We start from the raw sequence: 13,137 nt of genomic DNA, 5'->3' as shown, positions 1-13,137 counted from the left end.
CTCCGTGCCCGACGCACGGGGGTCGAGCTGAGTGTAGCCAAGAATTTCAGCGCCCCGCCCGTGCCTGCCGGCGGTACTGCTCGGGGGTGCACTGAGCCTGGCGCTGGAACATGGCGATGAACGCCGACGCGCTGCTGTAGCCCAGGTCGAAGGCAATGGCCTGAATCGGCAGGCCGGCCTCCAGCGCTTCGATGGCACGCAGAAAACGCAGGCGCAGGCGCCACTCGCCAAAACTGATGCCCAGTTCGCGCAAAAACTGGCGGGCCAGGGTGCGTTCGCTGACATGCACACGGGCGGCCCAGTCGGCCAGCGGGCGGTTGTCGCCGGGCTCGGCACCGAGGGCGTCGAGTACCTGGCGCAGGCCATCGCTGCGGGCAAACGGCAGGTAGCAGGCCTGGGTAGGCGCCAGCAGCAGCTGGTCGAGCAGTACCTGCACCAGGCGCTGGTCGCGCTCGTCCTCCGCCACCTTGAGGTCGCGCCGGGCAAAGTCGCCGAGGATGGCCTTGAGGATATCGCTGATCATCAGGCTGCACGGTTGCGGTGGCAGGGCTGCGCACAGGCTGCGGTCGAGATAGATAGAGCGGTAGACGATGGCCTGGGGGTTGTAGCAGCCATGCGCGGTATCGGGCGGTACCCACACGGCGTATTGCGGCGGCGACAGGAAACGCTGGCCGGCCACATCCAGGTGCATCACGCCGTGAGCCGAGTAGTTCAGCTGGCCCCAGGCGTGGCAGTGCACAGCGCTGTGGGTGTCGGCAACGAACTCGTCGTGGCGGAAGTACACCGGGGCCGGCAGTTGGGTGAATTGGGGGATATCGAGGTATTTGCGCGGCATGCTGTCTGCTTTGCGGGGTGGGTTGTCTGGATAAGAGTATAGGCTTGTGGACAGACACTCGATAATACAGGCCTATCGAGGGCCTGCCTTGCAGGCCCAATCCAGGCCCCAATGAGTAACCCGCTACATGAATTACCTGTTCCCCCTCACCGCCATCCTCATCTGGGCCGGTAACACCGTGGTCACCAAGATGTCCGCTGGCGCCATCCACCCTGCCGAGATCGGCTTCTACCGCTGGCTGCTGGCCGGGTTGCTGTTCACCCCATTCCTGCTGCCCGCCGTGTGGCGCAACCGCGCAGCCATTCGCCCACACCTGGGCAAAGTATTCGTGCTGGGCGTGCTGGGCATGGCGATGTACCAGAGCCTGGCCTATTTTGCCGCCGGCATCACCAGCGCCACCAACATGGGCATCATCCTTTCGCTGATGCCGCTGATGTCGCTGGCGCTGTCCATCGCCTGGCTGGGCCAGCGCCTGAGCTACGGCGCCCTGCTGGGCGCGGTGGTGTCATTCTTCGGCGTGCTGGAAGTGGTCAGTGCCGGCCACCCCGCCAGCCTGCTGCAGCAGGGCTTGAACAGCGGCGACCTGCTGATGCTGGTCGCCACCCTTGCCTATGCGCTGTACAGCTTCCTGCTGAAGAAATGGCAGCTGCGCCTGCCACCCTTGCAGTTGCTCTACTTGCAGGTGCTGGTGGCAATCGTGGTGCTGCTGCCGCTGTTCCTGCTGTCGGACAAGACCGGCCTGAACAGCCATAACACTGGCCTGGTGCTGTATGCCTGCGTGCTGGCCTCGATGATCGCGCCGCTGGTGTGGATGCAGGCCGTGCATCGGCTGGGGCCAAGCCGCACCACGCTGTTCTTCAACCTGCTGCCATTGATCACCGCACTGATCGCCGCCGTGGTGCTCGACGAGCAACTGGCGCGCTATCACCTGGTCGGCGGCCTGCTGACCCTGGCAGGGGTAGTGCTGGCCGAGCGCTGGAGCACGCCGATACGCCGCTGAAGCCCTGAAACTAAAGCCCGGCAGCCTTGAGCCGGGCTGCATGTTCGGTGAACAGCCGCACCGGCTCGGCGCCCTTGCCCACGGCGCCGAGCGACTGGTTGACGATGTCCAGGTGATCGAGTGGATAGTCATCGCCGATCACCTGCCCCAGGTGCGAACTGAAACGCCCGACCATGCCGTCGCAATGGCCCTTTTCCTTGACGAAGCCGCGCGCGAACAGGCGGCAGAAGCGGTTGCTGCCGTCAAAGCGGTTGCGCCCCTGGTCGGTCAGGCCGGGCTGCAAGGTGCCGGACCACGAGTAATAGCGCACGCCATCGACCTCATAGGCCCCTTCGCCGCCCCAGGTCTGCGGCAGCCCCTGTGGATACGCCTGGTTGAACAGCGCCACCCCGTCTGTGGTCAGCGATTGGTGCGAGGCGTGCACATCGACCGGCAGCGGGTCGCGGCGCCAGCCGGTTTCCAGCCACACCAGCAACACGGCAAAACCATGCAGCACGGCCTTGAGGATGCGCCCCTGGGGTGAATCGCCAGGCGCCGTGCGCTCCAGGTGGTCAGCCAGTTCCGAGCCGTGGTTGGGGCCGGCCACCGAGGTGACCGAAGCCACACGCTGCGGCCGCTTGGCGGCTGCGTAGCGCGCGCTCAGGGCACCCTGGCTGTGGCCGATCAGGTTGACCTTGTCGGCACCGGTACGGGTGCAGATATCTTCGATGATCTCCAGCAACTGCTCGCCGCGCACTTCGCTGGAATGCAGCGGCGACACCTGCACCGGGAACACCTGCGCCCCGCCCTTGCGCAGGGCTGGAACGATGCCGAACCAGTAGGGGTAGAGCACTACCCGGACAAACCCGAGCATGCCCGGCACCAGCACCAACGGGTATCGCGTGGCCAATTCCTGCTGCATTACCCCAGCCCCTTTCCGTGGACGACCGGCCAACACTACAGCGCCAATCATGACCATCGCAATCGAACTCCCGGCGCGCGCTGTGGTTCCAAACCACACAGACCCTTTGCAAGGAGCGGGACCATGTACAAGCAGACCCTGGCAATCCTTCTGGCAAGCGCCACCCTGGCCGCCTGCGGCAGCCGCCCGGAAAACCCGGTGGACTATGTCACCTACCGCGACGAACCGCTGGTCAAGCAGGTGGAGCACGGCATGACCATGCAAAAGGTCATCGCCATCGGCGGCAGCCCATCGAATGTGATCGACCTGCCGCACGGGGGTACCTGCAACGACTACATCCTCAACCGCGACGGCAAACAGCAGCCCTACTACGTGCGCTTCGATGCCACCGGCCACGTCGATGCCAAGGGCTTCAAAACCTGCAAACAACGTGAAGAAGACAGCGACGCCGTCCGCGGCGCGTAAGCCTCTCAAGACCTCCCATGACCACCCTGATGCTTCCGGAGATGAACATGAATGCGACTGAACTGACCGATGTGAAAACCCTGCGCGAACGTGCCCGCCAGCATGTGGAGCAAGGCGCCGTGACCGAGGGTTACCACGCCGACCGTCAGGAAATCCTGCGCTTGCTGAATGAATCGCTGGCCACCGAGCTGGTCTGCGTGCTGCGCTACAAGCGCCACTACTTCATGGCCAGCGGCATCAAGGCCAGCGCGGCTGCCGAGGAGTTTCTGGAGCATGCCAACCAGGAAGCCGAACATGCCGACAAGTTGGCCGAGCGCATCGTGCAGTTGGGCGGTGAGCCGGACTTCAACCCGGATAACCTGACAAAAAACTCCCATGCCCAGTACGTGGCGGGTAATTCGCTGAAAGAGATGGTGCTGGAAGACCTGGTGGCAGAGCGGATTGCCATTGATAGCTACCGCGAGATCATCCAGTACATCGGTGACAAGGACCCGACTACGCGGCGCATCTTCGAAGACATCCTGGCCCAGGAAGAAGAGCACGCGGACGACATGTCCGACCTGCTGCAAGGGCTGTAATTGCTGGGGGCGCTTTGCGCCCCTTTCGCGACACAAGGCCGCTCCTACAAGGGATCGCTTTCCCCTATAGGAGCGGCCTTGTGCCGCGAATGGGCCGCAACGCGGCCCCCATCACTTCTTGCCTTTCACTTCAGCTGGCGCCTTGCCCGCCTTCATCTGCTGCAACAGCGGCGTGCACTGGTTGGGATCATCCCCGCTGCTGGGCGCAATCAGCGCCAGCAACCCTGCCGCCGGCCCAGCCACCACCCCCAGCGCCACCATTCCCGCTCCGCGCAGCGCCAGCGGCAACGCCTGTACACCCGCATTCGGTTTGGCAAACGGCCCCCGCACATACAGCGGCGAACGCAGCGAGAACAGACGCAGCCCTTTCGATTCCGGGGTGATCTTCAAGTCCAGCTGCTCGCTGGCGAAGTTGGCCGTGCCGTTGATGTAGATGATCGCGTTCTCGGTATCGAAGATGAACAACCGCGTAGTCGCCAGGCCGTCCTTGAGACCGACATCGGCCGCTGCGCAATTGATCTTCACATCCTCATCACCAAACAGCTTGCCGACCACGTAGTTGCCCACGTTCAAGCCGGCGATTTCCATGAGGCTGCGGCTGATCGCGCCATCGTTGATGAGCATGCGCAGGTCGCCATTGGCCGTCCCCAGCAAGGCCGCAACCGAATTGCCACGGCCGCTGATGTCGGCATCGCCATTCAGTTCACCAAAGCTGGTCTGCATCGGTGCGAAGGTGGGGAACAATTGTTTGAGCTTGAAGCCCCGGGCAGTCAGCTGGGCGCGGCCCTGCAAGGGCACGCTGCGGCCGTCCAGGCGGATTTTGGAGGCCAGGTTGCCGCCGGCGACGCCAAACCGCAGGGGCTCCAGGCGCAACAGACCGTCTTCGAGCATCACATGGGCCGACAGGTCATTGAACGGCAGTTGCGTGCTGTGCACGATGCGCTTGCCGGCAAAGGTGACGTCGGCGTCCATCGCGCGCCAGCGTTCGGTGCGGAATTCTTCAACCGGCAGTACCTTGCCCGTCGGCTGCTTGCTGGCACCACCGCGGGCCTTCTGCTCGGCGTTGGAATCGGCGCCGATCAGCGGCGCCAGGTCCTTGAACAGCAACTGGTTAGACACCAGGTTGCCGGACAGCTTGGGCCGTGGCTGGCTGGCGACGAAGGCCAGGTCACCGTGGATGTCGCTGTCACCGATCTTGCCGTTGAAGCCCTGGTAGTTGAACGTTGCGCCTTGCGGCGCATGCAGGTTGGCGCTGAGACGACCGTCGGTCGAGTAGGCCGGGGTGTCCGGCAGGGTCACCCCGGTCAATGGGTAAAGGTTGCCCAGGCTGGCACCGGACAGACGCAGGCGCAGGTCGAGCGCGCCGAGGTTGCGCGGGTCGGTCAGGGTGCCGGCGAGCACCACATGGGTGTCGGCGATGCGCACATCGGCTTGCAGCGGGAACGGCTGGCTGGCGTCCTGCAGGGCCAGCAGGCCGCCGATCTTGCCGGTGCCGGACACCGGCTGGCCTTTGTAGCGGCCTTGGGCCTTGAGGCCGAAGGCGTAGTCCTGTGCACCACCGGCCTTCTCGGCGCTGGCCTTGCCGACAATGTCGCTGAACGGGATCGGCTTGCCCAGCGGGTCGATCTGCACCTTCATGCTGGTTTTCAGGGTCTGGTCGTCGAAGCTGACATTACCCTGGTCGAAACCGATCGCACCGATGTCCAGCTTCCATGTGGACGGTTCTGCGTTTTCATCCTTGGGGCCGAAGTCGAACGTCCAGTTGGCACGGCCATCGGCCAGGCGAGTGAGGCTGGCAGTGGGTTTGGTCAGGTCGATGCGCGGGATGCTGATCTGCTGGAACAGCAGCGGCAACGGCGCCAGGCGGAACTCCACGCGCTCCAGGCCGACCATCTTCGGTTCCTTGAGCCAATCCGGGTTGCCCAGGGTCAGGTCCTCGGCAATGAAATGCGGCCATGGCACCCAGGCACGCCAGCCACCCTCTTCAGGCTCGGTGCGCCAGTGCACGGCCAGGTTGCCGTTGATTGCGAAGGGCCGGTGCAGGGCCTCGGAAACCTTTTCGTTGAGCAGGGGCTTTACGCGGTTCCAGTCGAAGGTAGCGATCACCACCACCAGAATCGCCAGCAGGGTTAACAGGGTGGCGAGGGCCCAGAGGAGGATTCTGGCGGGACGCGTCATTGCGTGATTCTCCTTGCGGTATGGCACAAAACGGGTGCAGCGATGGCAGTCAATATGTCGGACTGTGGAAAACCCGTGGGGTTTTATCGAGAGCGCCATGATAGCGAAGTTTTCCTGGCCCTTTGCTCAGCAATACGTCGCGCCAGGCGCTGCCTGCCACCCGGCAGCAGCCGGTTCAAGTCGTCGCCAGCCGACCGGAAAAGGGCTTTCTAGAGAGGTTTCCAACCTCTATCAATGCGGTCGATTGTTACCATTACCCGTATGAACTTCTCTCTGGCGTTACCGAGCGTAGCATTGGCTCCGTACCCACTTTCCAGCCCCCGAGAGGAGCACCGAAATCATGAAACGCCACCTGCTGACCCTGACCCTGTCCATCCTGGCTGCCAACGCTTTTGCCCTGCCAGCCGACGAGCAACACCTCACCGCCGAATCCCGCTCCAGCGCTGCCGAAATCGCCCAGCCGCTGAAAACCATTGCCGAAGGTGGCTCTGATCGCCTGATCGAACGCACTGGCCGCGTAGCCGAAGGTGGCTCGGACCGCCTGATCGAACAAGCTGGCCGCGTTGCTGAAGGTGGCTCCGATCGCCTGATCGAACAGGCTGGCCGCGTTGCTGAAGGTGGCTCCGATCGCCTGATCGAACAGGCTGGCCGCGTTGCTGAAGGTGGCTCCGATCGCCTGGTTGAAATCAGCCGTGTGAGCTGATCACCATGGCGGAAAAGAACAACCTATGTCACACCGCTTGCTCCCCTCCAGGCCCGGTCCATTGACCGGGCTTTGTTTTTTTATCTAGAGTGCCCAGCCTTACCGTCACAGAAGCCCGCATCATGCTGCCGCGCGCCGAACAGAAGCTACAGACCCGCCAGGCCCTGCTCGATGCCGCCTGCCTGCTCATGGAGAGTGGCCGTGGTTTCGGCAGTGTCAGCCTGCGCGAAGTGGCGAAGACCGCTGGCATCGTGCCGACCGGCTTCTACCGGCATTTCCCCGACATGGACGCCCTGGGCCTGGCCCTGGTGGCCGAAATCGACACCACCTTCCGCCAGACCATCCGCCTGGTGCGCCAGAACGAATTCGAACTGGGCGGCATCACCGATGCTTCGGTGCGCATTTTCCTCGACGTGGTAGCCGCCCACCGCGCGCAGTTCCTGTTCCTGGCCCGCGAACAGTACGGCGGCTCACAGGCCGTGCGCCAAGCCATCGCCCGCCTGCGCCAGGATATCAGCGACGATCTGGCCACCGACCTTGCGCGCATGAAGCGCTGGCAGCACCTGGACAGCGCCGCACTGGCGGTGATGGCCGACCTGGTAGTGAAGACCGTGTTCGCTACCCTGCCCGAGCTTATCGACAGCCCCGATTCAAGTTATCCACAGGCACTGACGGCGCAGGAAAAGATCACCCAGCAATTGCGCTTCATCTTCGTCGGCGCGCGGCATTGGCAAGGGCTCGGCAACCCGGGCTGATGGGTTGCCTGTGCCGGCCCCTTCGCGGGCTTGCCCGCTCCCACAGGTCACCCATATAGCTCGGGCCTGTGGTGATCCTGTGGGAGCGGGCAAGCCCGCGAAGGGGCCGGCACAGGCTACTGAAAACGCCAGTTCTGCTACCATGGCGCCCTGCCCGACAGCGACGAGCGCCGAAATGTCCGACCCCCGCCCCACCCTGCCTGAACTGGCCCGCTTCAACCAGCACTTCGCCGAATGCATCGTGCCGTTGTGGCAAGGCCCGGGCTGGAATGCCGACCTGGCCCTGCCCTACGAGGCCCTGGACGCCCAGCACCAGCCCTTGCCGGTGCAGCGCTATCGGGCCATGGCCTGCGCACGCCAGCTGTACCTGTTCAGCAGCCGTATCGGGCAACCGGGCGCAGCCGAGCGGGCGGCGGCGTTGTTCCGCTCGCTGCAAAAGCATTTTCACGACGCCGAACACGGTGGCTGGTTCTACAGCATCGACGCCCAGGGCAAGCCGCTGGACCGGCGCAAGGACCTGTACACCCACGCGTTCATCGTGTTTGCCTGCGCGCACTACTGGGGCAAGGTGCGCGAAAGCCTGGTGGAATCCACACTGAACGCCGCGCTGGACATCATCGACCAACAGTTCGCCCGTGACGACGGCCTGTACGAAGCCAGCCTGGGCGAAGACTGGGCAGACCTCGCCAGCGGCCCGCTGCAGAACCCGCAGATGCACCTGGCCGAGGCGTTCCTGCAGGTGTTGGCGGTGCGTGACGATGAACATACCCAGCAGTCGCTGCTGCAACTGTGCCGGGCGCTTGAGGCGCACTTCATCGAACCGGCCCACGGCCTGATGCTGGAAAAGCCACGCGGGGCTGTGGATAACTGGTTCGAGCCGGGGCACCAGTTCGAGTGGTTCTACCTGCTGCATACCTCGCCGCTGCTGCGTGACACGCCGCTGCATGCATCCATCGACCGGGCGTTCGGCTTTGCCGAGCAGTTCGGGGTGAAGAATGGTGCAGTGCTGGCGATGCTGGATGTGGATGGCCAGGTGCTGGATGCCACACAACGGGTTTGGGCACAGGCGGAGTACCTGCGAGCGCTGGTGCTGCGCGCTGGCGGGGAGGCGAAATTGCCGGAGCAGTTGCAGGTGCTGGAAGCGCGGTTCTTGCGGGAAGCAGGCTGGTATGAGTGCCGGGATGGTGAGGGCAACGTCAGCCGGCATGATATGCCTTCTACTACGCCCTATCATTTGGCGACCTGCCTGGAAGGGTTGCAGCGTCTGAGCTGACGCTTTCGCAGCACAAGGCTGCTCCTACAGAAACCTGCGCAATGCCTGTAGGAGCAGCCTTGTGCTGCGAATGGGCCGCAAAGCGGCCCCGCTTTCCTGAATCAGCCCTTGACCGAACGGTCGATGGAGAACCCAGCCCAATCCTGGCTCACCGGCATCAGCTCCAGGCTGTTGATGTTGATGTGCGCCGGCTGGTTGAGGATCCAGAAGATGGTCTCGGCAATGTCCTGCGGCTGGATCGGCTCGGCACCCGCGTAAGTGGCGTCGTACTTGGCCTGGTCACCGCCGAAGCGCACCAGCGAGAACTCGCTCTCGCACAGGCCCGGCTCGATATTGCTCACGCGCACGCCAGTGCCACGCAGGTCGCAGCGCAGGCTCAGCGAGAACTGGCCGACAAAAGCCTTGGTGCCGCCGTACACATTACTGCCCGGGTACGGGTAGTTGCCCGCCACAGAACCTACGTTGAGGATCGACGCGCCGCGACCGTGGGCGATCAGGCGTGGCAGCAGCAGGCGGGTGGTGTACATCAGGCCCTTGATGTTGGTGTCGACCATGGTTTCCCAGTCGTCCAGGCTGCAGTTCTGCGCCGCATCCACACCCAGTGCCAGGCCGGCATTGTTGACCAGGCCGCGAATCTTTTCGAACCCGGCCGGCAAGCTGGCGATAGCCTGTTCCATAGCCTTGCGGTCACGCACGTCAAGCACCAGGCCGTGTACTTCGGTCTTGGCCGACAGCTCGGCGCACAGGGCGTCCAGGCGCTCCTTGCGGCGGCCAGTGAGCACCAGCTTCCAGCCAGCTTCGGCAAAGCGGCGGGCGGTGGCCTCGCCGAAACCGGATGTGGCGCCAGTGATGAATACGGTGAACGTCATGCTCTGTTCCTCACGGTAGGTTGTCATCGGCAGCTTTGCAGCATGCCCGCGCCGTGCGCTGGCAGCAAGCCGTTCAGGGGGCTGTACATTTTTTGTACATGTGCGGCAAACCCTTGCGGCAGAAGGCTCGGCGCCAGCTATGCGCATGTTATCCACAAGGCTTTCCCCACGGATTGGGGGCAACTCGTCCACAGTGCGGAACCCTTTCAGCGTTGCGTGGTCGGTGGATATCTTTTCGGTGAGGATGCAAAGCTTTCAAGCATGCTGCCTGCAGCAGTCTGTCCAAGGTTTTCCCACAGAGTTATCCACAGCCTTGGCGCTGATTTGGAGGTGCTTTCGGGCCTGTGAAAAAGCTTGAAAAGTCATCCACAGGAAGGATGTGATCAAAAAATGATCGCATCGCTGCAGGGCACGATATCAAAGGGCTTGAGCGAGATGCCACCATGTTTTCCACAGGCGGTTCCACATTATCCGTGGACAAGATCAAGCCTGTGGAAACAAGGGCTTGCGAGGGAATATTGGCGGGTATCGAGAGCAAGACGCGGCAAGTTGTCCACATGGGAAATGGGGCTGCTTTGCAGCCCATCGCCGGCAAGCCAGCTCCCACAGGTAAAACACTGCCTTCAAGGTTTGTGCGATCTCTGTGGGAGCTGGCTTGCCGGCGATGGGCCGCAAGGCGGCCCCGGATGTAACTCAGTGCCCGCCAAGATAGGCGTTGCGCACTTCCTCGTTGACCAGCAGCTCCTGCCCGGTCCCGGTCATGCGAATCTCCCCGTTGACCATCACATACGCCCGGTCGGACAGCTTCAACGCATGGTTGGCGTTCTGCTCCACCAGGAAAATGGTCATCCCGGTCTTGGCCAGCTCACGCAGGGTCGAAAAGATCTGCTTGACCACGATCGGCGCCAGCCCCAGCGAGGGCTCATCCAGCAACAGCAACTTCGGCCGGCTCATCAGCGCCCGGGCAATCGCCAGCATCTGCTGCTCGCCCCCGGACATGGTCATGGCCCGCTGGTTACGCCGCTCCTTCAGCCGCGGGAACAGCTCGTACATGCGCTGCATGTCTTCATCGGCATGCTTGTCGCCGATGGGGATGGTACCCATCATCAGGTTCTCCTCGACGGACATGTCGGGGAACACCCGGCGCCCTTCCGGCGATTGGGCGATACCGTTGGAAGCAATGTAGTGCGACGACTTGCGGGTAATGTCGGTGCCTCGATAAACGATATGCCCGGACGCAGCGCGAGGCTGGCCGAAGATCGACATCAGCAGGGTCGACTTGCCAGCCCCGTTGGCACCGATCAGGCTGACCGTCTCGCCCTCGTTGATGTGCATCGAAACCTTTTTCAGCGCCTGGATCGGCCCGTAGAACACGTCCAGGTCTTTCAGTTCGAGAATGGGTGCACTCATACCAGTTCCTCTTCATCTGCACCCAGGTAGGCGGCGATCACCGTCGGGTTGTGGCGGATTTCCTGCGGCGCGCCTTCGGCAATCACGTTGCCGTGGTCCAGCACCACGATATGGTCGGAAATGCTCATGACCATGCCCATGTCGTGCTCGATCAGCACCACGGTGATGTCGTGCTCGTCACGCAGCACACGAATCATGCGGCTGAGGGCTTCGGTTTCCTGCGGGTTCAGGCCCGCCGCCGGTTCGTCCAGGCAGATGATCTTCGGCCGCGTGCACATGGCCCGGGCAATTTCCAGGCGGCGCTGCTGGCCGTACGACAGCTCGCCGGCCAGGCGGTTGGCGCAGTCGACCAGGTCGACCACTTCCAGCCAGTAGAATGCGTGGTCCAGCGCATCGCTCTCGGCCTTGCGGTAGGCCTTGGTGTTGAGTACCCCGGCCAGCAGGTTACGGTTGACCCACATATGCTGGGCCACCAGCAGGTTCTCCACCACCGACATTTCCTTGAACAGGCGAATGTTCTGGAAGGTGCGCGCCAGGCCTGCGCGGTTGACCAGGTGGGTACCGCCGAACATCTTGTAGTACATGCGGTTGGCAAAGCGCGCCGGCGAGATGAAGTCCGCCGCCTGGAAGCGCTCGCCAAGCAGCTGGATGACGTTGGTGTGGCTGCCGCGCACGTTCAGCTCGATGCGCCCGCCACTGGCCTTGTAGAAACCCGTCAGGCAGTTGAACACCGTGGTCTTGCCCGCCCCGTTGGGGCCGATCAGGGCGAATATCTGGTTGCGCCGGACCTTCAGGCTGACATCGCTCAGCGCCTTGATGCCGCCGAACTGCATCATCAGGTTGTCGACCGAGAGAATGATATCGTCGCTCATGGCGCCACTCCTTTACGCGGGGTCACACCGGTACGGCTGATGCGGATCAGCCCACGCGGTCGCCAGATCATCATCAGCACCATCAGCACCCCGAACAACAGCACCCGGTATTCAGAGAAGCTGCGCAGCAGTTCGGGCGCCACGGTCAGCACGAACGCCGCGATCACTACGCCCACGGTCGAGCCCATGCCACCCAGCACGACGATGGCGAGGATCAGCGCCGACTCGAAGAAGGTGAACGACGACGGGTTGACGAAGCCCTGGTAGGTGGCAAAGAACACCCCGGCCAAGCCGGCAGTGGAGGCCCCCAGGGTAAACGCCGAAAGCTTGACCAGTACGTGGTTCAGGCCCATCGAGCGGCAGGCGATCTCGTCTTCACGCAGCGCTTCCCAAGCGCGGCCGACCGGCATGCGGGTGAGGCGGTGCTTGATGTAAAGCACAGCCAGCACCACCAGGAACAGCACCGCGTAGATGAACACGAACTTGAGGTTGGCGTTGTAATCGAAGCCGAAGAACTCGTGGATCGGTACCCCGCCATCCTTGGCCCGGCGGCCGAATTCCAGGCCGAAGAAGGTTGGCGAAGGGGCCGGCATGCCGTTGGGGCCACCGGTGAACGACAACCAGTTGTTCAGCACCAGGCGGATGATCTCGCCAAAGCCCAGGGTCACGATAGCCAGGTAGTCGCCGTGCATTCGTAGCACCGGGAAGCCCAGTATGCACCCCGCCAACGCGGCGGCGATGGCCGCCAGGGGTAGCACGCTCCAGAAACCCAGGCCGAGGTACTGGTAACCCAGTGCCAGGCCGTAGGCACCAATGGCATAGAACGCCACGTAGCCCAGGTCGAGCAGGCCGGCCAGGCCGACCACGATGTTAAGGCCAAGCCCCAGCAACACGTAGATCAGGCCGAGGATGACCACGGTCAGCAGGTACTTGTTGGCAAAGATCGGGAAGACGATGGCAATCACCACCAGCGCCGGGATGATGTAGCGCAAGCGCGACTTGTAGTCCGGTGCGTTCACATGCACACCCGAGCCACCGCTGTCGAAGCCCTGGAGCATGCGCACGCCAGCGGCGCTCTGCAGGTACAGGCTGAGCAGGAAGCGCCCCACCATCACCCCGCCGACCAGCCAGGCCACCCGGCGCGGCTCGGCATTGAAGGTGTAGCCGTCGAGCACTACGCCGACGACCGGGCCAAACACGATGAGTGCCAGCAGGCCGGCGACGAGGGTCTCCAGCAGGCTGCGTTTAAGGTCGAAACCCTTGGTTTCGCTGACAGAGGCAGTTTTGGCAACGGACAT

Annotated in this window: 13 protein-coding genes; 6 read left to right on the top strand and 7 right to left on the bottom strand. The window is 63.2% G+C overall.

The genetic code is table 11. The annotated features are described in order from the left end of the window. Positions 1-46: 46 nt before the first annotated feature. Positions 47-835, bottom strand: a complete 789-nt coding sequence (locus tag JOY50_RS17460) for a helix-turn-helix transcriptional regulator (protein ID WP_132844105.1) — start codon at positions 833-835, stop codon at positions 47-49. A 127-nt stretch (positions 836-962) separates the two neighbouring features. Here JOY50_RS17460 and JOY50_RS17455 point away from each other — a divergent pair, with 127 nt between their 5' ends. Next, a complete protein-coding gene (locus JOY50_RS17455) occupies positions 963-1,835 on the top strand; it encodes a DMT family transporter (protein ID WP_132844102.1) in 873 nt (290 codons plus the stop codon). Between the two features lie 10 nt (positions 1,836-1,845). Here JOY50_RS17455 and JOY50_RS17450 read toward each other — a convergent pair whose 3' ends face one another. Next, on the bottom strand, positions 1,846-2,736 hold the full coding sequence (locus JOY50_RS17450) for a triacylglycerol lipase (RefSeq protein WP_019473587.1): 891 nt from the start codon (positions 2,734-2,736) through the stop codon (positions 1,846-1,848). Positions 2,737-2,859: 123 nt separating this feature from the next. Between JOY50_RS17450 and osmE the strand changes: the two genes are divergently transcribed. Together osmE and JOY50_RS17440 are read left to right on the top strand one after the other, a co-directional pair. Next, a complete protein-coding gene (gene osmE / locus JOY50_RS17445; protein ID WP_019473586.1) occupies positions 2,860-3,201 on the top strand; it encodes an osmotically-inducible lipoprotein OsmE in 342 nt (113 codons plus the stop codon). A 47-nt stretch (positions 3,202-3,248) separates the two neighbouring features. Further along, the gene (locus JOY50_RS17440) at positions 3,249-3,779 is read left to right on the top strand and encodes a bacterioferritin (RefSeq protein ID WP_132844100.1); all 531 of its coding nucleotides are present in this window, start codon (positions 3,249-3,251) and stop codon (positions 3,777-3,779) included. Positions 3,780-3,890: 111 nt separating this feature from the next. On the opposite strand, the gene JOY50_RS17435 is transcribed toward JOY50_RS17440, so the two are convergent. Then, positions 3,891-5,957: an AsmA family protein gene (locus JOY50_RS17435; protein WP_243055577.1), complete on the bottom strand. Its 2,067-nt coding sequence runs from the start codon at positions 5,955-5,957 to the stop codon at positions 3,891-3,893. A 340-nt stretch (positions 5,958-6,297) separates the two neighbouring features. Between JOY50_RS17435 and JOY50_RS17430 the strand changes: the two genes are divergently transcribed. The 3 genes from JOY50_RS17430 (at position 6,298) to JOY50_RS17420 (ending at position 8,688) form a co-directional block, all read left to right on the top strand. Continuing rightward, positions 6,298-6,660, top strand: a complete 363-nt coding sequence (locus JOY50_RS17430) for a hypothetical protein (protein ID WP_132844095.1) — start codon at positions 6,298-6,300, stop codon at positions 6,658-6,660. Between the two features lie 122 nt (positions 6,661-6,782). Next, the gene (locus tag JOY50_RS17425; RefSeq protein ID WP_019471447.1) at positions 6,783-7,415 is read left to right on the top strand and encodes a TetR family transcriptional regulator; all 633 of its coding nucleotides are present in this window, start codon (positions 6,783-6,785) and stop codon (positions 7,413-7,415) included. A 175-nt stretch (positions 7,416-7,590) separates the two neighbouring features. After that, complete coding sequence (locus JOY50_RS17420; RefSeq protein WP_138736283.1) at positions 7,591-8,688, top strand: AGE family epimerase/isomerase; 1,098 nt, start codon at positions 7,591-7,593, stop codon at positions 8,686-8,688. Positions 8,689-8,789: 101 nt separating this feature from the next. Here JOY50_RS17420 and JOY50_RS17415 read toward each other — a convergent pair whose 3' ends face one another. The 4 genes from JOY50_RS17415 to livM form a co-directional block, all read right to left on the bottom strand. Further along, positions 8,790-9,557, bottom strand: coding sequence for an SDR family oxidoreductase (locus JOY50_RS17415; RefSeq protein WP_243055576.1), 768 nt, complete (start codon positions 9,555-9,557; stop codon positions 8,790-8,792). Between the two features lie 693 nt (positions 9,558-10,250). Beyond that, the gene (locus tag JOY50_RS17410) at positions 10,251-10,967 is read right to left on the bottom strand and encodes an ABC transporter ATP-binding protein (RefSeq protein WP_019471450.1); all 717 of its coding nucleotides are present in this window, start codon (positions 10,965-10,967) and stop codon (positions 10,251-10,253) included. Then, positions 10,964-11,839: an ABC transporter ATP-binding protein gene (locus tag JOY50_RS17405; protein WP_019471451.1), complete on the bottom strand. Its 876-nt coding sequence runs from the start codon at positions 11,837-11,839 to the stop codon at positions 10,964-10,966. Before JOY50_RS17405 ends, JOY50_RS17410 begins: the two co-directional genes overlap by 4 nt. Then, the gene (gene livM / locus JOY50_RS17400) at positions 11,836-13,137 is read right to left on the bottom strand and encodes a high-affinity branched-chain amino acid ABC transporter permease LivM (protein WP_243055575.1); all 1,302 of its coding nucleotides are present in this window, start codon (positions 13,135-13,137) and stop codon (positions 11,836-11,838) included. Before livM ends, JOY50_RS17405 begins: the two co-directional genes overlap by 4 nt.

The sequence above is a fragment of the Pseudomonas sp. BP01 genome, assembly GCF_022760795.1.
In the GTDB taxonomy this organism is placed as follows: Bacteria; Pseudomonadota; Gammaproteobacteria; order Pseudomonadales; family Pseudomonadaceae; genus Aquipseudomonas; species Aquipseudomonas putida_Q.
The sequence above is the reverse complement of the archived record's forward strand: the minus strand, read 5'-3'. Positions and strand labels throughout refer to the sequence as shown.